The organism is Pseudomyxococcus flavus, from assembly GCF_050038885.1.
GTDB lineage: Bacteria > Myxococcota > Myxococcia > Myxococcales > Myxococcaceae > Myxococcus > Myxococcus flavus.
Genome location: NZ_CP143624.1, coordinates 7,777,363 through 7,800,059, shown reverse-complemented (window position 1 = coordinate 7,800,059; position 22,697 = coordinate 7,777,363). Strand labels below are relative to the sequence as shown.

Here is a 22,697-nt window from a genome sequence, read left to right as displayed (position 1 = left end):
CGCCCTACCCGTTCTTCTCGGGCAACCCCAGCTCGGCGCGGAGCTCCGCGGTGGTCTTGCCCGTATGGTGTCGACGGTGGTTCTCCGCGGTGGTGAAGCTCCGCGACTCCATCCGGTCCACGTAGAGCGTGCCGTCCAGGTGGTCCAGCTCGTGCTGGAGGATGCGCGCATACCACCCCCGCGCATGCACCGTCACGGGCTGGCCCTGCTCGTTGAGGGCTTCCACGCGCACGCCGCGGGCACGAGCGACCAGGGCCGCGAAGCCGCTCACGCTCAGACAGCCTTCGTGGAACTCCGCGGGCGTTGCGTCCTCCACCACCAGCTTCGGGTTGATGAGGACGTGAAATGGCACGGGCGCCCGCTCGCGTGCCGCCAGCTCCTTGGCGGTGAGTCCCGCCTGGTACTCCGCCCGGTCCTCCACCACCACCAGGCGCAGGCCGACGCCCACCTGCGGCGCCGCCAGCCCGACGCCCGGCGCGTCCCGCATCGTGTCGCGCATCATCTCGATGAGCCGCTGCGTCTCCGGGCTGGCAATCTCCTCTGGCGTCAGGTCGCGCGCCTTGCGCCGCAGCACCGGCTCCCCTGCCTGGACAATCTTGAGCACCATGCCGGCACCGTAGCAGGGCTCACGCCGCTCCGGACACGCGCTGGTGCTCCGCCCACTGGCGGCCATGCGACGTGTCCACTCCGCAGCGTTCCAGGCCCGGGAACACGACGTCCCGCAGGGCTTGAACGAAGACCTCGACCTTGCGCGCATGCGGAAGGACGCCGTGCGCCAGGAGGATGGGACTTTCGGCCTCGGGCGCATCCTTGGCGAAGAGCCTGGGGGACACGCTCTGCTCCAGCATCGCGGGCACCAGCGGTGCCAGGAACGCCACCGAGCCCTCCCTGGACGCGTGAGCGAGGTACGCCCACCCGAGCCGACTGTGGGCGACCTCGTCCCGGAGGATGTCCCGGAGCACCGCGCGCACCCGCGGGGGCCCCTCCACCGCCAGGACCGACGTCAGGCCCGCCGTGCTCTCCGTCTCCGAGATGCAGCACGCGGCGACCACTTCGTACAGCACCTGTTCCGGGAAGCTCAGCTCCGGTGGCGCCGTCTCTCGTGCGGACACCGGGACAGGAGACAGCACCTCCTGACCGTAGGTGCGCGCCATCAGCTCGCACATGCCTGCGTGGCGGCGTTCGTCCTCCGCCGCGCGACGCGCCAGCCCGACCAGGGACTCGGGGGCGCCCAGCTTCTCGAGCGCGTCCGCGAGGCGGGCGAAGCGCAGCGCCGCGTCCAGTTCCTCCTGGCGGCGAGAGGCCCACGTCTCCGCCACGAGCCGCCGGAGTCCTTCGGGCAGCGACACCGGATGTGCCGTCCTCATCGGCCCGGCCTCCGAAGCATGCCCTGCACCGTCGAACATCCGCCGTCGGGATCGTCTTTCATGGTGGCCTCGCTTGCCCGAGCCTACCCGACGTGGCCACCGTTCCGGCCACGGGGAATACCGTGTCGCGGTGAGTCATCACGTCGGGCATTGCACGGTCGCCGTCGCGAGCGCCGCGGGCCACCTGGCCGGCCGCTTCGAGGAGTCCACCGGCGACATCGAGGTCATCGGCTTCCGCAACCCGCGGCTCGTGTGCCAGGCCGCCTGCTGCGGTCCACTGATGCTACGCTGAGGCCCCATGGCTCGTCGCAAGAAGGCCGATGAAATGGCCTCCCGCGTCCGAAACCTGCTCGCGATGGACGCCGCGGGCATCATGCGCCGGCTCGATGCGCGCCGGGATGAGATGTTCGCCCTCTTCTCGCGCCTGCGCAGCCGCGAGCCCCTGCTGGAGGCCATCGCCTCTCGCTATGCGGACGGCGCGTTCGACCAGCTCATCCATCTGCCCGAACAGGAACAAGCCGTGGTGGACCACTTCTACGGCCGCCTGGAAGAGCTGCGCTGGTACTTCACCTACACCGAGGACATGCCCGGCACCGCGCAGCAGGTCTTCACCAAGCTGCACAAACGGCTGGAGGAATCCTATCGCGTGCTCGTGGTGACGCTGGGCCCGCCCGTTCCTCCGGACGGCGTCCGCGTGGTGGACGTGGAGGCCGTTCGTCGCGATGCCGAGCAGGTCCCGCCCCAGAAGACGCTGGAGCGCACCACCGCGTCCGCGCGCCAGCGGCGCGCCTAGCGAGACCACCGAGGAACAGCCCCCATGACGAGTCCATCTGGCTCCGGAAAGAGAATCGACGCTGCTTCGCGAGTCATCGCGGCACCCGTGGACACGCTCTATCGCGCGTTCGTGGACGCCGCGGCGGTGGCCTCCTGGCTTCCCCCCGAGGGGATGAAGGGCCACATGCACGTGTTCGAGCCACGAGCGGGCGGGACGTATCGGATGACGCTGACGTACGAGCGCCCAGAGCACACGGCGCCCGGGAAGACGTCGGCCAACGAGGACGTCGTCAACGGTCGGTTCGTGGAGCTGGTCCCGAACGAACGCGTCGTGCAGCGGTTCGAGTTCGAGTCGGACGACCCGGCCTTCGCGGGCACGATGACCATGACCTGGAAGCTGGCCCCGACGCCCGGGGGCACCGAGGTCTCGGTCATCTGTGAGAACGTGCCCGAGGGCGTCCGCCAGGAAGACCACATCGCCGGTCTGACCTCGACCCTGGCGAACCTCGCGGCCTTCGTCGAATCGTCGACGCGCTGAGCTTCACGCCGCGGGCGCGGCAGCCACGGGGGGCTCAACGGCCTCCACGGCCCGGCGCTTCGGGGCGAGCCTCCGCATGGAGGCCTTGCCCACCACGACATCCACCATCTTCTTCGCGCGCGTCCAGACGCTCTCCTGCACGTACGGGACGCCGTACTTCTCGCAGAGCTCGCGCACCTTCGGCTGGACCTCCCGGTACTTCAGCATGGGCAGGTCCGGCCAGATGTGGTGCTCGATTTGATAGTTCAGCCACAGGTGGGCGAAGTCGTTCAGGTCGCCGCCCGTCCGGTAGTTCGCGCTGCCAATCACCTGCTGCACGTAGCGCTCGCCCCGGCTCTCCGGCTTCGAGTCGAAGCGGTAGAGGTCCTCGCCCGTGTGGTTGGGCCCGACCACCAGGAACGTGTGCAGGCTGGTGAGGACGTCGGCCATCACCGAGTTGCAGAACGCGCTGAACGAAGCCCAGGGGCCCAGCACCAGGTAGAGCGCGGGGAACAGGCCGAACTGCACCGCCGAGTACGGGAGGTAGCAGCGCAGCAGCAGCTCCTTCAGCTCCTCGCGCGTCAGCGCCCCACCCTTGCGCCGACCCTTGCGGCGCAGCGAGCTCAGCGTCTCCGGCGCGTAGTAGCTGGCCCGCCACGTGAGCGCGAGGAGCGCGAGCTGGGCGTACCGAATCGCCAGGGGCCGCTCCGGGTTGCGCAGCGTGCCCTCCGCGTTGCGCTCCAGGAGGTCCGGATCCGCGTCCTCGCCGGTGTGCGAGTGGTGGAGCACGTTGTGCTCGAACACCCAGGCCTCCGGCAGCATCCAGTCCAGCCAGTCCAGGTAGCGGCGCCGCCCCTTGGCGAAGCCCTTGCCCATTCGAGACGCGGGAAGACCGGGGACGCGGTCATAGCCCCGGTGCCCCACATGGTGCATCAGGAGCCAGCGCGTGGACCGCCCCACACTGAGCGCCGCGGCGCTGAATGGGTTCGGTGCAATCCAGCAGGTGGCCGCCCCCAGCAGCGTCGCCGTGCGGCCCCAGCGTTCGATCTTCCGCAGGTGTGCGGCGTCCGCCTCTCCCAGCGAGGCGTCCACCTGCTCGCGCAGCGCCTTCAGCTCGCGGAGAAAGCCCTCCACGTCCACGGAGGAGATGTCGAAGTCGGGGGCGGCCTGGGACGGCATGAGGGGTTCTCCTCGGTCACGGGGGTAGACGCGGGATGGGAGGGAACGGTGCGGCGCGCACGGTAGCCGCCAGGGTCCGCGGGCGTCCAGCCGCCCTTTCCCCTCGGCCGCTGCTTTCGGCGCGGGTCATGCGGCACCGGAAGTCACAGGTTATACGCTGCGCCCCATGTCCGGCGGCCAAGGCGCCCCCACATGACGAAAGCGAGATGCCGACATGACGGACCTGTTCGCCCCCCTCGAGCTGAGAAAGAACATCATCGCGCCCAACCGCATCTGGCTTGCGCCTCTGACGAACACCCAGAGTCATCCGGATGGCACGCTCTCCGACGCGGAGCTGCGCTTCCTGGCGATGCGCGCCGACGGCGGGTTCGGCATGGTGGAGACGTGCGCCGCGTACGTCTCGCAGGACGGAAAGACCTGGCCGGGCGAGCTGGGCGTGCACGACGACGCGATGCTGCCGGGCCTGAAGCGCCTCGCCGCGCGCATCCACGAAGGGGGCGCCCTGCTGTCCGCTCAGTTGTTCCATGGCGGGCTGCGCGCCAACGCCGAAGTCAGCCAGCGCGAGGTGTGGAGCGCGAGCGCCTACGACGGTGAAGGGCTCCACTGCCGCGAAGGCACCGAGGCCGACATCGAGGGAACCATCGCCGCCTTCGCGAATGCAGCGCGCCGCTGTGCCGAAGCCGGCTTCGACGCCGTGGAGCTCCACGGCGCGCACGGCTACCTGCTCTCACAGTTCCTGAGCAACGTCTTCAACCGCCGCAAGGACCGCTGGGGCGGCTCGCTGGAGAACCGCTGGCGCCTGCTCCAGGAGACGGTCCGCGCGGTGCGGCGCGCGGCCCCCTCGCTGGTGCTCGCCGTACGGCTGTCACCGGAGGACGCGAGGCAGGCCCGGGGCATCGACCTGGACGAATCGCTGGAGGTCGCCCGGATGCTCAAGAGCGAGGGCGTGGACATCCTCCACCTGTCCCTGTGGAAGGCGGCCCTCAACACCCAGAAGCGGCCGGACCAGCACGCGACACCGCTCTTCCGACAGGCCGTGGGCCCAGACATGCGCATCGTCGTCGCGGGCGAGGTGCGGACGCGCGAGGAGGCGGACGCCCAGCTTGCGCGCGGCGCGGATGCCGTCGCCGTGGGCCGCGCGGCCATCGCGAACCACGACTGGCCCCGGCGCGTCCAGCGAGGCGACGCGCTCCAGGTGCCGCCGCTGTCCCCCTCCACGCTCCATGCCGAGGGCCTGTCCGACGTCTTCGTGAACTACATGCGCAACTGGCGCGACTTCGTGCAAGACACCTCGGTCTCTGCGTAGGCCCCTGAAACGCAGACGGCCCCACTCCCAGGAGGAGCGGGGCCGCGTGCTTCAGACAGGGCGGACCGTCAGCGCCGGGCGCCCACGGGCGCCGCGCTGATGCCCAGGTGCTCCTGGAGCGGCTTCACCTCCAGCTCCGTGCGCTTGAGCGCCTCCAGCGCGCCCACCGCCATGCGCGCCGCCTGCACCGTCGTGTAGTACGGCACCGAGTGCATCAGCGACTCGCGGCGGATGGAGAAGCTGTCCGCGATCTCCTGCTTGCCGAAGGTGGTGTTGATGACCAGCACGATTTCGCCGTCGACAATCTTGTCGACGATGTTCGGGCGGCCCTCCTTCACCTTCTGCACCACCTGCGTCTCGATGCCCTTCGTCGCCAGGTAGGCGTGGGTGCCGCTGGTGGCGACGAGCGAATAGCCCATGCTGCGCAGGCGCCGGGCCAGATCCACCACCGCCGGCTTGTCCTCGTCCTTGACGGAGATGAACACCTTGCCGCTCTTGGGCAGCTTCACGCCCGCGGCGAGCTGGCTCTTGGCGAAGGCCGACGCGTAGTCGTTCGCCAGGCCCATCACCTCGCCCGTGGACTTCATCTCCGGGCCCAGGATGACGTCCACGCCCGCGAAGCGCGCGAAGGGGAACACGCTCTCCTTCACCGCCACGTGCTTGAACTCCGGCTCCTGCGTGGCGCCCAGCTCCTGGAGCGTCTTGCCCACCATGCACAGCGCGGCAATCTTCGCCATCGCCACGCCGGTGGCCTTGGAGATGAAGGGCACCGTGCGGCTCGCGCGCGGGTTCACCTCCAGGATGTAGATGGTCTTCCCCTGGATGGCGAACTGCACGTTCATCAGGCCCACCACGCCCAGCTCGCGCGCCAGGGCGATGGCCTGGTCCTTCATCCGCTCCACCAGGTCCGGCGACAGCGAGTGCGGCGGCAGCGTGGCCGCGGCGTCACCCGAGTGCACGCCCGCCTCCTGGATGTGCTCCAGCACGCCGCCAATCATCACCGCGCCCGTGCGGTCCGCCACCAGGTCCAGGTCCACCTCGATGGCGTCCTTCAGGAAGCGGTCGATGAGCACCGGGTGCTCGGGCGACGCGCTGACCGCCTCGCGCATGTAGCGCTCCAGGCTGGCCACGTCGTAGACGGTCTCCATGGCCCGGCCGCCCAGCACGTAGGAGGGCCGCACCATGACGGGATAGCCGATGCGCTCGGCCACCTTGAAGGCCTCCGCGTGGCTGCGCGCGACGCCGTTCTCCGGCTGCTTCAGGCCCAGCTTCTCGATGAGCTTGGAGAAGCGCTCGCGGTCCTCCGCGCGGTCGATGGCGTCCGGCGGCGTGCCCAGGATGGGCAGGCCCGCCTTCTCCAGCGGCACGGAGATGCGCAGCGGTGTCTGGCCGCCGAACTGGACGATGGCGCCCACCGGCTTCTCGCGCTGCGACACCTCGAGCACGTCCTCGATGGTCAGCGGCTCGAAGTAGAGGCGGTCCGACGTGTCGTAGTCCGTGGACACCGTCTCCGGGTTGCAGTTGACCATCACCGTCTCGAACCCGGCCTCGCGCAGCGCGAAGGCGGCGTGGACGCACGCGTAGTCGAACTCGATGCCCTGGCCGATGCGGATGGGGCCGCTGCCCAGGATGAGCACCTTCTGCCGGTCCGTGGGGGGCGCCTCGTCCTCCTCCTCGTAGGTGGAGTACAGGTACGGCGTGTACGCCTCGAACTCCGCGGCGCAGGTGTCCACCCGCTTGAAGACGGGCCGGATGTTGCGCGCGTGCCGGTGCGCCCGCACCTCGTCCTCCGGGTAGCCCAGGAGCTTGCCCAGGTACTTGTCGGAGAAGCCGTGGGCCTTGGCCTGCCGGAGCACCTCGTCCGGGAGCTGGTCCAGGCGGCCGTACTCCTGGAGCGACTGCGCCTCGTTCACCAGCATCTGGATGTAGCGCAGGAACCAGGGGTCGATGGCGGACAGCGCGTGCACGTCCTCCACCGTCAGGCCCTCGCGGAAGGCCTGGGCCACGTACCAGGGGCGCTCGGGACGCGGGATGCGCAGCGCCTCGCGCAGCACCTTCTCCCGCTCCTCCTTCTCCGTGGGCAGCTCGGGCGACTCCAGGCCCACGCGGCCCAGCTCCATGGAGCGCAGCGCCTTCATGTACGCCTCGGGGAAGGTGCGGCCAATGGCCATCACCTCGCCCACCGAGCGCATGCTGGTGGTCAGCGTCCGGTCCGCGTGCGGGAACTTCTCGAAGTTGAAGCGCGGCACCTTCACCACCACGTAGTCCAGCGTCGGCTCGAACGAGGCCGGCGTGTCGCGGGTGATGTCGTTGCGCAGCTCGTCCAGCGTGTAGCCCAGCGCCAGCTTCGCGGCGATCTTCGCGATGGGGTAGCCCGTCGCCTTCGACGCCAGCGCGCTGGAGCGCGACACGCGGGGGTTCATCTCGATGACGACCATGCGGCCGTCCTTCGGGTTGATGCCGAACTGGATGTTGGAGCCGCCCGTGTCGACGCCAATCTCCCGGATGATGGCCAGCGACGCCTGCCGCATCCGCTGGTACTCGCGGTCCGTCAGCGTCTGCGCGGGCGCCACGGTGATGGAGTCACCGGTGTGCACGCCCATGGGGTCCAGGTTCTCGATGGAGCAGACGATGATGACGTTGTCCGCCGTGTCGCGGACCACCTCGAGCTCGTACTCCTTCCAGCCCAGCACGCTCTCCTCCACCAGGATGGTGGTGGTGGGGCTGGCCTTGAGGCCCGCGCGGCAGATGGTCTCGAACTCCTCGCGGTTGTACGCGATGCCGCCGCCCGTGCCGCCCAGCGTGAAGGACGGCCGGATGATGGCCGGGAAGCCGATGTCCTCCACAAGCTTCATGGCCTGATCCAGCGTCGTCGCGTACCCGCTCTTGGGCAGCGCCACGCCAATCTTCTGCATGGCCGCCTTGAAGAGCTGACGGTCCTCGGCCTTGTTGATGGCCTCCAGCGACGCGCCGATGAGGCGCACCCCGTACTTCTCCAGGATGCCCTGCTCCGCCAGCGCCTTGGCGAGGTTGAGCGCCGTCTGGCCTCCCATGGTGGGCAGCAGCGAGTCCGGCCGCTCCGAGGCGAGGATGCGCTCCGCCGCCTCCACGGTAATCGGCTCGATGTAGGTGCGATGCGCGAACTCAGGGTCCGTCATCACGGTGGCGGGGTTGCTGTTGAGCAGCACCACCTCCACGCCTTCGTCCCGGAGCGCCTTGATGGCTTGTGTACCGGAGTAGTCGAACTCGACGGCCTGCCCGATGACAATCGGACCCGAGCCAATCACCAGAACCTTGCGGATATCGGTACGCTTGGGCATCGGGGCGCCCCCATACCAACGTCCGCCCCCACATGCGAGGACTGTGTTGAGGCCGCCTGCTCGGCATGCACGCACGTGCCTGGGCACGGTCCTCTGGTAGGCTCCGCCGCCCACGGAGGTCCCATGCGCCACTGGTCCCTGGCACTGCTCGTTTCGCTCGCTTCTCCTGCCCTCGCCCAGGATGCCGCCGCACCCGCGCCCGAAGGCGCCGCGCCCGCGGCGCCCACACCCGCCGCGGCGGAGGCGCCCGCGGCCAAGCCTGGGGCGTCCGCCGCCACCACCGAACAGACCGCTTCCCCCGCAAAGGCCGCGGGCGCCGCTGATACCGCCGAGCAGCCCGCGTCCTCCAGCAAGCCCGAGGCCCCTGCCGCGAAGACCGCCGCTTCCGCGCAGCCCGCCGCGGGCGAGGCACCCTCCGGCAAGGCCGAGGCCCCTGCCGCCAGGACCGCCACTTCCGCGCAGCCCGCCGCGGCCGAGACGACCGCTGGCACGGCGGGAGCCCCTGCCGCCAGGCCTGCGGCGGCCGTGCACCCCTCTCCCGCCGGGAAGACCGGGCCGTCAGCGAAGCCCGCCGTCGCCGAGGTGCCCTCCGGGCAAGCCGGTGCCATGGCCGTTCCCGCGGCTGCCAAGGTCGCCGCGCCAGCGCCCCAGAAGCCATCGGCGGCTTCCGCCCCCACCCAGGCGGCCGCGCCCACACCACCCCCTGCTGGCTCACCGCCACCGGGGCTCCCACCTGGAATCCTGGACCTGAAGCGCGAGCCCGTTCCGGAGACGCCGCCCCTCTCGCCCGAGGAGCAGATCCGCCGCGACATCCAGGCGGACGCCCGCTTCCTCTTCGAGAGCCTGCTGACCGGGGACGTGCGCTCGGCGTCCAATGAGCTGCTCTACCCCTTCAGCCTGGAGTCGGAGCGCTACGCCACCCCCGAGGAGCTCGTGTCCGCCTGGGTGAAGCAGCTCCGCCTGAAGCGCACGGACCTCGTCACCCTCTACGACATCGAGGTGATGCCGCTGGAGGCCATGGAGAAGAAGTACGGCAAGGCCCCCGCGCGGCTGGGGCTGGACCTGCGCAATCCGAAGGAAGTCTGGACCGCGGTGGGCAACCTCTCCGGCCGCCCCGCCGTCCTCGTGTACCGCCTGTATCGCGAAGAGTACCGCGCCTTCGCGTACACGGACTGATGCGCGTCAGCTCAGGGCCTTGACCAGCTCGCCCAGGCGGGTCAGGCCCTTCTGCAGCACCTCGCGCGAGGTGACGAAGCTCATGCGGATGTAGCCCTCCGCGCCGAAGGGCTCGCCCGGCACCGCGGCGACGCGGAAGTCGTCCAGGAGAATCTCGGACAGCTGCATCGCGGACGTCACCGGCTTGCCCTTGTAGGAGCGCCCCAGCAGGCCGCGCACGTCCGCGAAGGCGTAGAAGGCGCCCTCGGGCATCCGGCAGCGCACGCCGTCCAGCGCGTTGAGCCCCGCGACGAAGAAGTCACGGCGCTCGCGGTACTCCTTCACCATGGCGGCGAGGGTGTCCGGCGGCCCCTGGAGCGCCGCCAGCGCGGCCTTCTGGCCAATGGACGAGGCGTTGGAGGTGGACTGGTCCTGCACCATCTGCATGGCGGACACCAGCGGCTTGGGCCCGGCGACGTACCCCATGCGCCAGCCCGTCATGGAGTACGCCTTGCTCATGCCGTTCACCACGACGAGCCGCGGCACCAGGTCCGGCGCCACGTCGCTGATGCCCAGGCGCTCGTCCGTGTAGAGCAGCTTCTCGTAGATGTCGTCGGTGACGATGAGGCAGTCGTGGGGACGCAGCACCTCGGCGATGCGCTCCAGCGCGGCGCGCGAGTAGACGGCGCCCGTCGGGTTGCCGGGGCTGTTGATGATGACGGCGCGCGTGCGCGGCGTCAGCGCGCGGCGGATGGCGTCCGGGTCCGGCGCGAAGCCGTCCTCTTCCCGCGTGGAGACGATGACGGGCGTGGCGCCCGCCAGCCGCACCATGTCCGGGTAGCTGACCCAGAAGGGCGCGAAGACGATGACCTCGTCCCCCTCCTCCAGCGCTGCCTGGCAGAAGTTGTAGAGCGCCTGCTTGCCACCCGACGTGACGAGCACCTGGTCCGGCGTGTACCGCAGGTTGTTGTCCCGCTCGAGCTTGGCGCAGATGGCCTCGCGCAGCTCGAGGATGCCGTTGGTGGCGGTGTACTTGGTGAAGCCCGCCCGCAGCGCGTCCACCGCGGCCTGCTTCACGTACTCCGGAGTGTCGAAGTCGGGCTCTCCCGCGGCCAGCACCACCACGTCCACACCCTTGGCGGCGAGCGCCTTGGCGCGCGAGTTGAGAGCGAGCGTCGGAGACGGCTTGATGGCCTGGAGCCGGCGAGCGAGTTTCATGTCCCCTGCCTAACGCGGAGCACCACGCCGAACAAGAGGCCTGCCCGCTACTTCCTTCCAGCGAACTTCGCCTTCAAACCTTCGTGCACGTTGGGAGGCACCAGCCCGGTGACGTCTCCGCCGAAGGAGGCCACCTCCCGGACGAGGTTGGAGGAGATGTAGAAGTAGTCCTCCCCCGTCATCATGAAGACGGTCTCCACGTCGGGCGCCAGCTTCCGGTTCATGTTCGCGAGCTGGAACTCGTATTCGAAGTCCGACACCGCCCGCAGCCCGCGGACGATGACTCCCACGTTGCGGCTGCGCACGTAGTCCACCAGCAGGCCGTGGAAGGCGTCCACCTCCACACGGTCGTCCTGCACGGCCTCGCGAATCAGCGAGCGGCGCTCGTCCTCGGAGAAGAGCGGCGTCTTCTTCGGGTTCACCGCGATGGCGACGATGAGCCGATCGAACATCTTCAGGCTGCGCTGAATCAGGCTCAGGTGCCCGTTGGTGAGCGGATCAAAGGAACCAGGATAGATGGCGACCGGCATGCGCCTGGAAGTCTCGGATGCCCCTGAGAGCCGGTCAAGGACTGCTCACGGCGCGCGATAGAAGCTCACCAGCGTGTCCCCGAAGCGGCGCTGGTCTTCCAGGTTAAGCCCGGCATGCGACTCCGGTGCCGCCTCACGTTTATCGTGCTCCACCACCACCATGGCGGAGGGCGCCAGGAGTCCCGCCGCCACGAGGCCGTCGAGCACCGCCTCCACCACGCGCGCGGCGTAGGGCGGATCCGCGAAGACGAGCTCGAAGCGCTCCCCTCGCCGCTTCAGCGTCTCCAGCGCCCGCGTCACCGGCGCGGCGAGAATCTCCACCTGCCCGGCCAGCCCCACCGACGCTGCGTTCTGACGGCAGAGGGCGAGCGCCTCGCGGTCCTGGTCCACCAGCACCGCCTGCCCGGCGCCGCGCGACACGGCCTCCAGCCCCAGCGCGCCCGTGCCGGCGTACAGGTCCAGCACGCGCTGGCCGTCCAGGAACTGGCCCAGCACATTGAAGAGCGTCTCCCGGACGCGGTCGGCCGTGGGACGGATGTGCCGTGACGTGGCCTTGGGGCCGGCCAGGGCGCGGCCCTTCGCGGTGCCAGCGACGATTCGCATGGGGCCCCTTCTACACCGCTTGGGCCTCAGTCACCGCGCTTCTCCGCCAGGAAGCGCAGCGACGTCTGGCCCGTGCGGGTGGCGCCAAGGGCGGCCAGCACGTCGGTGGCCTCCATGAAGGACAGGGCCTCCAGCTTCTCCCGTGCGGCGTCGTCCAGCGGAGGCAGCTGCTCCTCCAGCACGCTCAGCAGCTGGCCCGCGGGCAACCCGGCGGCCGCGGCCTTCTCCTCCACGCCCGCGCGGACCTCCGCGGGCCAGGCGTCGAGCGCCAGCCGCTCGAAGCCCCCCACGCAGTCCACCTTGCGCACGCCAGAGGCCACATAGGTGGGGAGCACGTCGGGCATCAGCGCCCCCGCCTCGCCCACCGACAGCCGGGTGCCGTACTCCGTGGCCAGGTCCACCAGCGTGCGCAGCCGGGCCACGTCCGGCTCACCCTCGCCGAGCGCGGCCTCCGGCACGCGGATGAAGTCCACCGGCACGTGCCACTGCCGCAAGCCCTCCAGCAGCGTCCGGTACGCGTCCGCCCAGTCGCCGGAGGGAGCCGGCGCCGTCAGCTCCAGCGCCAGCTCACGCTCCGTCACCGGGGCCACCAGCGCGTTCACGGCCTCCACCGCGGCGTAGGAGTCCACCCGGGACAGGTCCAGCGACACCAGCGCGAAGCCCGCGTCCACCACGCGGTAGATGCCGTCCCGCAGCGCGTCCAGTGTGTCCGCGTCCGCGCGGGCCACCCGGATGGGTCCTGCCTGGAGGAACAAGGGCCGCGCATGCTCGGCCTCCGCCGCCGCCTGGTGCGCGGCCAGCACGAAGCGCTCGGGCGCCCCCCGGTCCGACAGGGGATGCGGGCAGGCCAGCCCCAGCACGGCGTCCTCCGCCCGCGCCGCGCGCAGCAGCCCCGGCAGGGCGCTCTTCGCCTGCACGGGCAGACACGGCAGTGCCGCGGGCGCCCGCTCCAGGGCACGCAGCAGCTCCCTGGGGTTGAGCAGCGGCACGCGAGAGCCGGCGCCTACCCGGGCCACCGTGTTCCCCGGCCGTAACGTCAGGACCTTGTCCAGCAGGTTCATGGAGCGCGGAGAATCGTCCGCCCACGCCACCCGAGGCAAGGCGAAGCTGCCGGGAGCGTCCACCCAGGTACGCGTCCGGGCAGGCCGCGGTGCCCCTGGCAGGGCCCCGGGCCCGGAGGCGTCAGTGGACCTCGCCCAGGTGGGCGTAGGTCTCGCTCTCGATTTGAATCGTGGTGTGGTCGATGCCGAAGCGGTCGAACAGGTCGTGCTTCACCGCGGAGAGGATCGCGTCGTTGTTGCAGACCATGGGGTCCTGCACCACCAGGTGCGCGGACAGCGCGTACACGCCGCTGGAGATGGTCCACACGTGCAGGTCATGCACCGCCGTCACGCCCTGGGCGCGCAGCATCAGCTCCTTGATTTGCGCCAGGTCCACGTGCGCCGGCACCGCCTCCATCAGCACGTCCACCGCGTCGCGCACGAGCCGCACCGCGCCCACCACGATGACGATGGAGATGACCACCGAGATGATGGGGTCCACGACGTACCAGCCCGTGTACGCCATGATGCCCGCGCCCACGAGCACCCCCACCGAGGAGAGCGTGTCCCCCAGCACGTGGAGGAACGCCCCGCGCACGTTCATGGAGTGGGAGCGGTGGAGGAAGGCCAGCGCGCCCAGGTTGGCCACGAGGCCCACCGACGCCACGATGGCCATGGGCCCCAGCTTCACCTCCGTCGGCGAGCGGACGCGCTCCCACGCCTCGAAGAGGATGAAGCCGGTGATGCCCATCAGCAGCACGCCGTTGAGCAGCGCGCTGAGGATCTCCATCCGGTAGTAGCCGTAGGTCTTCTTCACGTCCGCCGGCTTGCCCGCGAACCACAGCGCCACCAGGCTCAGCGCCAGCGCGGACACGTCCGTCAGCATGTGGCCCGCGTCGGAGAGCAGGGCCAGCGAGTTCGTCAGCCAGCCGCCCACCGCCTCCGCCAGCGCGATGGTGGCCGTCAGGACCAGGGCGAAGACGAGCCGATGCTTGTCCTTCTTCCGCTCCTCCGCCAGCCCGCCCTTCCGGGGACCGTGCCCGTGCCCATGCCCATGCCCGTGGCCGTGATGATGGTGGTGGTGGCCATGGCCGTCGCCGTGGTCATGCGCGTGGCCATGCCCGGATTCACCGCGGGTGTAGGGAGAGGTAGTCACGGGAGAGAGGGGTGCGGATAATGCCCATTCATGAGGTATGAGAGGCCGGGAATCTGGCAGGCGCCAGGCCCGGTGTCCCCTGCTCCGGAGCGTGGGGAGACGCGACGGAGGTGGGGATGGACTACGGGAAGCATCTGAACCTGCACACCATCATCATGCTCAGGGATGTCATCCGCAAGTGGTGGCAGATGGAGCTCGCGTTCGCGGACCGGCACGGCGTGGTGCATGCGTGGCAGCACGGCGACATCACCCCTCCCCCCAACGCGATGTGCCGGCTCGCCCTGACGTCCAAGGAGGGCCTGCGCCGCTGTGGCCAGTCCATCCGGGTGCTGAACGAGAAGTTCAAGGCGAACAAGAAGGTGCGTCGCTCGCTCGTCCATGACTGCCACCTCAACTTCACCATCGTGGGCGCGCCACTCTACATCGCCAACGAGTACGAGGGCTTCCTCTTCGTCGAGGGCTTCGCCCGCCAGCCGCTCGACGCGCGCGAGGCGGAGGTGCTCAAGTCGAAGGTGCGCCAGTTCGCTCCGCCGCACGCGGACCTCGACACGCTGTCCGATCAGGTGCCGGTGCTCGACGGCGCCGACCTGAGCAAGCTGTCCGATCTCCTCGAGCGCGCGGCGAGCGAGATCGCCAACCACGAGGCAGTGGCCGCCGAGCAGGAGACGCACGCGCCCGCGCTGCCCGGCGAGCTGAACGACCGCTACCGCTTCGAGAAGATCATCGGGCGCTCCGGCCCCATGATGGAGGTGTTCCGGTTGATGGAGAAGGTGGCCAACTCCGACTCCACCGTCCTCATCAACGGCGAGTCCGGCACCGGCAAGGAGCTGGTGGCGCGCGCCATCCACCACAGCGGCCCGCGCGCGCAGCAGCCCTTCGTGGTGCAGAACTGCTCCGCCTTCAACGACAACCTGCTGGAGAGCGCCCTCTTCGGCCACACGCGCGGCGCCTTCACCGGCGCGCTGCGGGACAAGAAGGGCCTCTTCGAGGTCGCCGACGGCGGCACCTTCTTCCTGGACGAGGTGGGCGACATGTCCGCCGCGCTCCAGGTGAAGCTGCTGCGCGTGCTCCAGGAGGGCACCTTCCTGCCCGTGGGCGGCACCCAGCTCAAGGAGGTCAACGTCCGCGTCATCGCCGCCACCCACAAGGACCTGGGCGAGCTCGTCAAGCGCGGCGAGTTCCGCGAGGACCTCTACTACCGCATCAACGTCATCCGCGTGCAGCTGCCGCCCCTGCGCGAGCGCCGGGACGACATGCCCGTCCTCATCGACCATTTCCTGCGCAAGCACCACCGCGAGGGCCAGCGCGCCCGGGGCCTGGACCCGGAGGCCCTGGCCATCCTGAGCGCCTACGCGTGGCCCGGAAACATCCGCGAGCTGGAGAACGAAATCGAGCGGTTGCTCGTGCTGGGGGGCGAGCTGGAGTCCATTCCCGCGGAGCTCATCTCCAGCCGCATCCGCGATGCGGTGGTTCCTGGCGGAGGCCCCTTCATCTCGCCCCGCGCCCACGGCAAGCTGCACGAGGCGGTGGAGGCCCTGGAGCGAGAGATGATCCAGCAGGGACTGATGCGCACGCGCTACAACAAGAGCCGGCTGGCGCGGGAGCTGGGCATCAGCCGCTCCAACCTCATCCTGAAGATCTCCCGCTACGGCCTGGACAAGGGCCTGCCCGACGACGAGGCGGAGATGGGCGAGGCATGAGCCCCAGCGCGCGGTACTTCCACCAGGACCGCCTGCGCGTCCCGGATGGCGCGGAGCTGTACTACCAGGTCCAGGGGGACGGCCTGCCCGGCATGGTGCTCTGCGACGGCCTGGGCTGTGATGGCTTCGCCTGGAAGTACCTGGCGCCCTACCTGACGCGGCGCCACCGCGTGCTCCGCTGGCACTACCGCGGCCATGGGCGCTCCACCGTTCCGCAGGACCGCACCCGCATCGGCATGCTGTACACCTGCGACGACCTGCGCCGGGTGCTGGACGCCACCGGCCTGGAGCGCGTCGTCCTCTTCGGGCACTCCATGGGCGTCCAGGTGGCGCTGGAGTTCCAGCGCCGCTACGCCAGCCGCGTCTGCGGGCTCGTCCTCATGTGCGGCAGCTACGGCAACCCGCTGGACACCTTCCACGACTCCACCGCGCTCAAGCGCGCCTTCCCCCTCATCCGCCGCGTGGTGGAGCACTACCCGGGCCCGTCCGCCCGCATCATTCGTACGCTGCTGCGCACGGAGCTGGCCGTGCAGCTCGCCATCACCCTGGAGATGAACCGCGAGCGCATCGCCCGCAACGACCTGGCCCCCTACTTCGACCACCTGGCCCGCATGGACCCCGTCGTCTTCGTGCGTACGCTGGACTCCATGGCCGAGCACAACGCCTGGGACCACCTGCCCCATGTGAGCGTGCCCACCCTGGTGGTGGCCGGCGGGAAGGACAAGTTCACCCCGGGTTGGATCTCCGAGGAGATGGCGGACCGGATTCCCGGCGCCGAGCTGGAGCTCATCCCCGATGGCACCCACACCGCCCCACTTGAAGCGCCCGGGCTGGTGGAGGCCCGCGTCGAGCGCTTCCTCCGCGAGCGACTGAACGTGCGTACCGTCTCTCCTTCGCCCGAGCCCACACCCTCGGTGAGTCCGCCTCCGCCTCTCTAGGGCCGTGTAGGCGACCTGCCGGAAGGAACGCGCGCCCCGGCCGTGTTCATGGATGGCAGAGGCGGGGCTTCTCCATGACCTCGCGGTGAAATCTCGCCCGCCCGGACGCTGGACTTCCGGCTGCATTGCAGGGGACGCACTCGCGGCATATAAGCGCCCGCCTCCCGGGTTCCGGTGGGGTTCGGAAGCCCCGGCCTCCTCGGGCGTTCCCCACCTTCCATCACAGTTCGGTTCGTATGATTCCTCGCGAAAACATCCGTAACGTCGCCATCGTCGCCCACGTCGACCATGGCAAGACCACGCTCGTCGATCACCTGCTTCGCCAGGCGGGCACCTTCCGTACCAACGAGCACGTCGCCGAACGGGTGATGGACTCGAACGACCTCGAGCGCGAGAAGGGCATCACCATTCTCGCGAAGAACACCGCGGTCAACTACAAGGGCATGCAGATCAACATCATCGATACCCCGGGTCACGCCGACTTCGGTGGTGAGGTGGAGCGTGGTCTGCGCCTCGTCGATGGCGTCATCCTGCTGGTGGACGCCGCCGAGGGTCCCCTGCCCCAGACGCGCTTCGTGCTCAGCAAGGCCCTGGCCATGGGCCTGAAGACGGTGCTGGTCATCAACAAGATCGACCGCCAGGACGCCCGCGCGAAGGAGGTGCTGGACCTGGTGTACTCGCTCTACATCGACCTGGGCGCGGACGAGCACCAGCTGGAGATGCCCGTCCTCTACACCATCGCCCGCCAGGGTCAGGCGTCGCTCGACCTGGACGTGCCCGGCAAGACGCTGGAGCCCCTGTACGACGCCATCATCAACCACATCCCGCCGCCGCCGAAGTCGGACGAGACGTCGCTGCAGCTCCTGGTCGCCAACCTGGACTACGACGACTACGTCGGCCGTCTGGCCGTGGGTCGCGTGCAGGCCGGCCGCATCACCTCCAACATGCCCGTCTCCGTCTGCCGCGAGGGAGGCAAGATCCAGCAGGGCAAGATCGTCAAGCTGTACGGCTTCTCCGGCCTGAAGCGCGTGGAGATTCCGGACGCCGGTCCGGGTGAAATCGTCTCCATCGCCGGCATCGAGGAGATCTCCATCGGCGACACCATCTCCGACGTGGAGAAGCCGGTGCCGCTGCCCCGCATCACCGTGGACGAGCCCACGATGATGATGATCTTCAAGGTCAATGACGGGCCGCTCGCGGGCAAGGAGGGCAAGTTCGTCACCTCCCGCAACCTGCGTGAGCGCCTCTACCGCGAGGCCTACCGCAACGTGGGTGTCCGCGTGGAGGACACCGACACGCCGGACGCGTTCCGCGTGGTGGGCCGCGGCGAGCTCGCCCTGGCCGTCATCATCGAGAACATGCGCCGCGAGGGCTATGAGCTGACCGCCTCCAACCCGGAGCCCATCACCAAGGAGATCGACGGCCAGCTCCACGAGCCCATGGAGCTGCTGTTCTGCGACGTGCCGGAGAACAGCGTCGGCTCGGTGACGGAGCGCCTGGGGCCCCGCAAGGGCCGCATGGTGGACATGGCCACCCTCGGCTCGGGCCGCACCCGCCTCCAGTTCCGCATCCCCGCGCGCGGCCTCATCGGCTTCCGCTCGGAGTTCCTCACCATCACCCGTGGCGAGGGCATCATGAGCAGCCAGTTCGACGGCTACGAGCCGTGGTTCGGCTACATCCCCAAGCGGCAGAACGGCGCCATCGTCTCCGACCGCCTGGGCGACACCGTGCCCTACGCGCTCTTCAGCATCCAGGAGCGCGGCACGCTCTTCGTGGGCGCCGGCACCACGGTGTACGAGGGCATGATCATCGGCGAGCACTCGCACGCGTCCGAGCTGAACGTGAACTGCTGCCGTGAGAAGAAGCTCACCAACATCCGCGCCGCCGGCCGCGACGAGAACGTCATCCTCACCCCGCCGCGGGAGATGAGCCTGGAGAAGGCGCTCGAGTGGATCGCCGACGACGAGCTGGTCGAGGTGACGCCCAAGTCCATCCGCATGCGCAAGAAGGCGCTGGCGGTGGGCGAGCGCTACCGCGCCGAGCGTGACCGCAAGCGCGAGGAGCGCGCAGCCGAAGGCCAGTAGCCCTTCGCGGCGCGTCCGGCGCCGCTGGGATCCACGAGGGCCCGTTCCCACTACGTCGGGGGCGGGCCCTTCGTGTTTCCACCGTCAGAACGTGTACTTCACCTTCGGGAAGATGGCGAAGGAGGTGATGTTGGGCCCGATGATGTAGCGGCCCACCAGGTCCGCGCCGACGGAGAAGTGGTCCATGCCCGTGGCGTACTCCACGCCGAAGCCCAGGCCCGCGTTGGGCGCGCTGATGGCGCGGCCCGGGTCACCCTCGTCGGGGTCCACGGGCGCCGGATCCAGCCGCGTATAGCCAGCCACCACCTTCGGCGTGAGGAAGAGGCGGTCCATGACGCGCACGTGGTAGGCCACCGACGCATTGAAGAAGGCCATGGTGAAGTTGTCCGACAGCGCGCACGTCTCCGTGCCGGGCAGGTAGCCCGCGAAGCAGTTCTGCGCGGACGAGCCGAGCCCGAAGTGCGCGCCCAGCGACAGCTTCTCCGTGAGGTCGTACCCCACGCCGAGCTGAAGGTACGTCTGGGCATTGGAATAGACGTTCTCCCCGCCCAGGGTGAAGAACACGCCGATATCCGTCTCGGTGAAGAAGCCGCGGCGCGGCTGGAACTCCACCCCCTCCGGGGGCGTGGCCGCAAGAACCGGAGACGACAGCAGCGCGAGCGCGGCAATCAACGGAGACTTCTTCACGGGTCCTCCCGACAGGCATGCCCTCCCGGCTCAACGCGGGAGCGGCGCAGACGTTAATGACGCCCCCGCGGAACCGGCAGTGGGGGGGAAAACGAAAGTGGCGTGGACCGTTCCGTCCACGCCACTCGGGTGCTTCAGGGACCGCTACCGGGGCTCACCCGCCCGCGCCCGCGGGCGAGAAGAGCCAGGGGTACGTCACCGACACCACGCCGCCGCCCTTGGGCTCCGGGAACTTCCAGCGGCGGATCCGGGACAGCATGCAGCGCTCCGCCGCGGCGTTGTTCAGCGTCGTCTCGGAGACACTCGCGTCGGACACCGCGCCCGTGGGGTCGATGACGAAGGCCACCGCCACCTTGCCGGCGAGGCTCGGGTCCTTGTTCAGCTCGGACTCGTAGCAGTACTTGATCTCCCCCTGGTGGCGCCGGATGACCTTGGCGATGACATCCTTGTCGAGACCGCCGACCACCGTCGTCTTGCCGGGGATGACCTTGGTGATGGACTTGCCACGGCCGCCCAGGTCGATGCCACCCGAGCCGCCCGTGCCGCGCCCCGTGCCCTGCGTGCCCAGGCCGCCGATGCCCAGCGCGGTACCGCCACCACCCTTGCCCGTGCCACGCGTGCCCAGGCCGCCCACGCCCTGCGCGTCACCCATGGCCGCGCCGCCCTTCAGGCCACCCAGCGCGTTGTTGAGGCCCGTGCCGAAACCGCCGGGACCGAACACGTCCGAGGCCCCGCCCTTCAGCCCCTTGAACGCGCCGAGCAGACCGGCCTTGCCCACCGCCTGCCGGTCCTTCTCCTTCTTGCTCTTGTCCACCACCGGCGTGCCGGGCTTGGAGGGCGCAGCCTCCTGCTGCTTCGCGTCCTCCTTGCCGAACTTGCCTTCCTCGTCCTTCGCCTTCGCGCCCTCTTCCGGCGCGGAGAGCTGGAGCTTCTTCGCCTCCAGCTTCTTCTCCGGGGTGATGAGGAACTTCGCCACGCGCTGCTGGGACTCGAAGATGTCCGCGCTCTGCGGCAGCTCCTGGCGCGGCGTCAGCACCATGGCCAGCACCACCGCCAGGCCCGCCAGCATGCAGATGGACGTAATCTTGAAGAACGTGAAGTCGGAGTCCTTCAGCGACGCGGCCGTGATGACCGGGGACGGTTTCACGTAGCGCGCCACGAAGGAGACCGTGCCCAGCGACACCTCGACCCGGTCATGCAGGCCCAGGGTGAAGCGCTGCTCGGCGTCCTCACTGGCCTGGCCGGAGAGCGCGCCCGCGGCCCGCAGCGCGTCCTTGGTCCGCACGTTGCCCTGGTTGGTGACGAAGGCGCGCGCCCCCGCCGGGACGCGCACCTCCAGCGCCTCCTTGCGGCTGACGGCCAGCACGTGGCTCTTGCCCACCGACGGCGCGAAGACGTTGAAGAAGTTCTTCTTCGCCTCGCCAATGGTGACGGGCACGCCGTCCTTGAAGTGCTGGACCTCCAGCATGGTGTCGCCCCACAGCAGCGCGACCTGGAGGACGCGCGCCTCGGGCGTGGGCATCGCCTCCGGAGGCAGGGGCTCCTGGAGGTGCGGCGCCACCGTGCGGCGCGTCGCCGCGGCGGTGTTCGCCGCGGACACGGGCGTGCGAGCCGTGGACGGCGTCGTCCGGGTCTGGAGGCCCGGCGGAATCGGCCGGGGCGCCGCGGGAGGCTCCATCGGAATCGCCCCGGGAGACGCGACACGCTCGACGCGGTTGCCCAGCGCCGCGGACACGGGGCGCGAGGGTGCCCGGATGGACGGCGGCGCCGGAACCAGGTTCGGCACGTCCGCTCGCGGGGCCGCGCCCGTGGGCGCCGCCGGCGGCAGGTGGCCCTGGAACGCCGGACCCGTCACACGCGCCCCCGCGGGCTGCGGCCGTTCGGTCGCGGTGGGGCCGAAGAGCACCTCCACCTGGCTGCCACCTACCTTCAACACGTCCCCGGGATTGAGCGCGGTGGGGAGGACCAGCCGTTGCCCTCGCACCTCCGTGCCGCCTTCACTGCCCAGGTCGATGGCCGTGACCGAGCCATCCTTGTCCACCTTGAGCATCACATGAAGGTTCGAGACCCTCGGGTCCTGAATCTTCACCGCCGCCTGAGCGCCCGACCCCACAATGACGCTCTCGGCCTCCGACACGGCTTCCGCCGTGGAGCCATCCGGCCCGGTGATCCGAAGCGTCAAGCCGTTGTTCTTCGCCGCCGCCATGAGGATTTTCCCTCTTCCCTTCCGCCCTGAGAACGACTGCCGCCGCCCGCTGCCGCTAGAGGTTGTCGACTGACTTCTGCAACTCTGGATCGAAGTTGTCCCGGACCTTGATGAGGCTTTGGAAGTCCGTCTTCTTCCGGTGGAGCACGTAGGAGCCCTCCGGCTTCGTGAGCTCGCCTTCCACCGCGACATCCGTGAAGTCGATGACTGTCTTCTTGCGGAAGACGGTGCGGTCCTCTTCCTGGATGATCTTCACCGTGTCCTTCGACTCCTGCGCCACCGCCACCGCTGGTGCCACCCACAGGCCCAGCCACATCGCCGATACCAGTCGCCTCATACCCAGCCTCCCAATCGCTTCATCGGGTGAGACAGCGGGCCCACCAACAGGTTCCCGCCGGTCCTTTGCACAGCGCGATCCAACTTCAAGTCCCTGATTCCAGAGGAGCTCGCCTGCTCATCCGGGTGCAGCAGGCTGGAGAGGAGAAAAAAGTTCCGTCCCCTGCTGCCAGAACTCCAGCCTGCCTACCGGGGTGAGGCGACAGGCAACACTTCAACCGAGCCCATGCCCACCGCGCCGAGAAGGGGCACAGTGGCTGATCGATTCTTCACACCGCTGGGTGTGGTGGATGCAGGGGAGCTCGTCGAGAACGCAGCCACGTCACAGGCTGCGTTGTCTCGCGTTGCGTTCATGACGTCCTGACGCATCTGCACTTCTGTTGACCAGGACGCCACGCGCACTCCGGGCCGCGTTGGTACTGCGGAGAGACGACGCCTTGCATCGAGCGATGGCATTGCTTCCCGGCATCACCGTTCGGCACGCCCGAGTCCCCTGGCTTGGGCTGAACACCGTGCCCTCACGGAATTGCCCGCGGATTATTCGCCCTTGCCCTGAGCGCCAGAGCCGCCGGTGGCGTCTC

Annotated in this window: 20 protein-coding genes; 8 read left to right on the top strand and 12 right to left on the bottom strand. The window is 69.5% G+C overall.

All coding sequences use genetic code 11. The features are described 5' to 3' along the window. Nucleotides 1–4: 4 nt before the first annotated feature. Nucleotides 5–607: a peptide deformylase gene (def, locus tag VZL07_RS32710; protein WP_426751871.1), complete on the bottom strand. Its 603-nt coding sequence runs from the start codon at nt 605–607 to the stop codon at nt 5–7. Between the two features lie 19 nt (nt 608–626). After that, nucleotides 627–1,367 carry a ferritin-like domain-containing protein gene (locus VZL07_RS32705; RefSeq protein WP_426751870.1) on the bottom strand — a complete coding sequence of 247 codons (741 nt, stop codon included), beginning with the start codon at nt 1,365–1,367 and terminating at the stop codon, nt 627–629. Between the two features lie 130 nt (nt 1,368–1,497). On the opposite strand from VZL07_RS32705, the gene VZL07_RS32700 reads away from it, so the two are divergent. Genes VZL07_RS32700 through VZL07_RS32690 form a run of 3 tightly spaced genes read left to right on the top strand, consistent with a single transcriptional unit; the run spans nt 1,498 to nt 2,679 of the window. Further along, nucleotides 1,498–1,659, top strand: coding sequence for a hypothetical protein (locus VZL07_RS32700; protein WP_426751869.1), 162 nt, complete (start codon nt 1,498–1,500; stop codon nt 1,657–1,659). Nucleotides 1,660–1,665: 6 nt separating this feature from the next. Further along, nucleotides 1,666–2,160 (top strand): hypothetical protein, encoded by a 495-nt coding sequence (locus VZL07_RS32695; protein WP_426751868.1) that lies wholly within the window; start codon nt 1,666–1,668, stop codon nt 2,158–2,160. 24 nt (nt 2,161–2,184) lie between these two features. Next, nucleotides 2,185–2,679 (top strand): SRPBCC family protein, encoded by a 495-nt coding sequence (locus VZL07_RS32690; protein ID WP_426751867.1) that lies wholly within the window; start codon nt 2,185–2,187, stop codon nt 2,677–2,679. Nucleotides 2,680–2,682: 3 nt separating this feature from the next. Here the strand turns inward: VZL07_RS32690 and VZL07_RS32685 are convergent, their stop codons facing one another. Then, on the bottom strand, nt 2,683–3,837 hold the full coding sequence (locus VZL07_RS32685; protein ID WP_426751866.1) for a fatty acid desaturase family protein: 1,155 nt from the start codon (nt 3,835–3,837) through the stop codon (nt 2,683–2,685). A 214-nt stretch (nt 3,838–4,051) separates the two neighbouring features. Between VZL07_RS32685 and VZL07_RS32680 the strand changes: the two genes are divergently transcribed. Next, nucleotides 4,052–5,143 (top strand): NADH:flavin oxidoreductase, encoded by a 1,092-nt coding sequence (locus tag VZL07_RS32680; RefSeq protein ID WP_426751865.1) that lies wholly within the window; start codon nt 4,052–4,054, stop codon nt 5,141–5,143. A 68-nt stretch (nt 5,144–5,211) separates the two neighbouring features. On the opposite strand, the gene carB is transcribed toward VZL07_RS32680, so the two are convergent. Then, a complete protein-coding gene (gene carB / locus VZL07_RS32675; RefSeq protein ID WP_426751864.1) occupies nt 5,212–8,463 on the bottom strand; it encodes a carbamoyl-phosphate synthase large subunit in 3,252 nt (1,083 codons plus the stop codon). 123 nt (nt 8,464–8,586) lie between these two features. On the opposite strand from carB, the gene VZL07_RS32670 reads away from it, so the two are divergent. After that, nucleotides 8,587–9,639, top strand: a complete 1,053-nt coding sequence (locus VZL07_RS32670) for a hypothetical protein (RefSeq protein WP_426751863.1) — start codon at nt 8,587–8,589, stop codon at nt 9,637–9,639. Between the two features lie 6 nt (nt 9,640–9,645). On the opposite strand, the gene VZL07_RS32665 is transcribed toward VZL07_RS32670, so the two are convergent. From VZL07_RS32665 to VZL07_RS32645, 5 genes are all read right to left on the bottom strand, one after another. Next, nucleotides 9,646–10,836 (bottom strand): pyridoxal phosphate-dependent aminotransferase, encoded by a 1,191-nt coding sequence (locus VZL07_RS32665; RefSeq protein WP_426751862.1) that lies wholly within the window; start codon nt 10,834–10,836, stop codon nt 9,646–9,648. Nucleotides 10,837–10,883: 47 nt separating this feature from the next. Further along, nucleotides 10,884–11,366, bottom strand: coding sequence for a pantetheine-phosphate adenylyltransferase (gene coaD / locus VZL07_RS32660; protein ID WP_426751861.1), 483 nt, complete (start codon nt 11,364–11,366; stop codon nt 10,884–10,886). 45 nt (nt 11,367–11,411) lie between these two features. Continuing rightward, nucleotides 11,412–11,969, bottom strand: a complete 558-nt coding sequence (gene rsmD, locus VZL07_RS32655) for a 16S rRNA (guanine(966)-N(2))-methyltransferase RsmD (RefSeq protein ID WP_426751860.1) — start codon at nt 11,967–11,969, stop codon at nt 11,412–11,414. Between the two features lie 26 nt (nt 11,970–11,995). Then, the gene (locus tag VZL07_RS32650) at nt 11,996–13,030 is read right to left on the bottom strand and encodes a hypothetical protein (RefSeq protein ID WP_426751859.1); all 1,035 of its coding nucleotides are present in this window, start codon (nt 13,028–13,030) and stop codon (nt 11,996–11,998) included. Between the two features lie 121 nt (nt 13,031–13,151). After that, nucleotides 13,152–14,165 (bottom strand): cation diffusion facilitator family transporter, encoded by a 1,014-nt coding sequence (locus tag VZL07_RS32645; protein WP_426751858.1) that lies wholly within the window; start codon nt 14,163–14,165, stop codon nt 13,152–13,154. 116 nt (nt 14,166–14,281) lie between these two features. Here VZL07_RS32645 and VZL07_RS32640 point away from each other — a divergent pair, with 116 nt between their 5' ends. The 3 genes from VZL07_RS32640 (at nt 14,282) to typA (ending at nt 18,887) form a co-directional block, all read left to right on the top strand. Beyond that, nucleotides 14,282–15,865, top strand: a complete 1,584-nt coding sequence (locus VZL07_RS32640) for a sigma 54-interacting transcriptional regulator (protein WP_426751857.1) — start codon at nt 14,282–14,284, stop codon at nt 15,863–15,865. Beyond that, nucleotides 15,862–16,803, top strand: a complete 942-nt coding sequence (locus VZL07_RS32635; protein ID WP_426751856.1) for an alpha/beta fold hydrolase — start codon at nt 15,862–15,864, stop codon at nt 16,801–16,803. The genes VZL07_RS32640 and VZL07_RS32635 overlap by 4 nt, the downstream gene beginning before the upstream one ends. A gap of 236 nt (nt 16,804–17,039) precedes the next feature. After that, nucleotides 17,040–18,887: a translational GTPase TypA gene (typA, locus tag VZL07_RS32630; RefSeq protein ID WP_426751855.1), complete on the top strand. Its 1,848-nt coding sequence runs from the start codon at nt 17,040–17,042 to the stop codon at nt 18,885–18,887. A gap of 84 nt (nt 18,888–18,971) precedes the next feature. Here typA and cglE read toward each other — a convergent pair whose 3' ends face one another. The 3 genes from cglE to VZL07_RS32615 all read right to left on the bottom strand — a co-directional run bounded on the left by cglE (nt 18,972) and on the right by VZL07_RS32615 (nt 22,117). After that, nucleotides 18,972–19,574 carry an adventurous gliding motility protein CglE gene (gene cglE / locus VZL07_RS32625; protein ID WP_426751854.1) on the bottom strand — a complete coding sequence of 201 codons (603 nt, stop codon included), beginning with the start codon at nt 19,572–19,574 and terminating at the stop codon, nt 18,972–18,974. A gap of 154 nt (nt 19,575–19,728) precedes the next feature. Next, entirely contained in the window at nt 19,729–21,780 is a 2,052-nt protein-coding gene (locus tag VZL07_RS32620) for a TonB family protein (protein ID WP_426751853.1), read from the bottom strand. A gap of 55 nt (nt 21,781–21,835) precedes the next feature. Beyond that, entirely contained in the window at nt 21,836–22,117 is a 282-nt protein-coding gene (locus tag VZL07_RS32615) for a hypothetical protein (RefSeq protein ID WP_426751852.1), read from the bottom strand. Nucleotides 22,118–22,697: the final 580 nt, after the last annotated feature.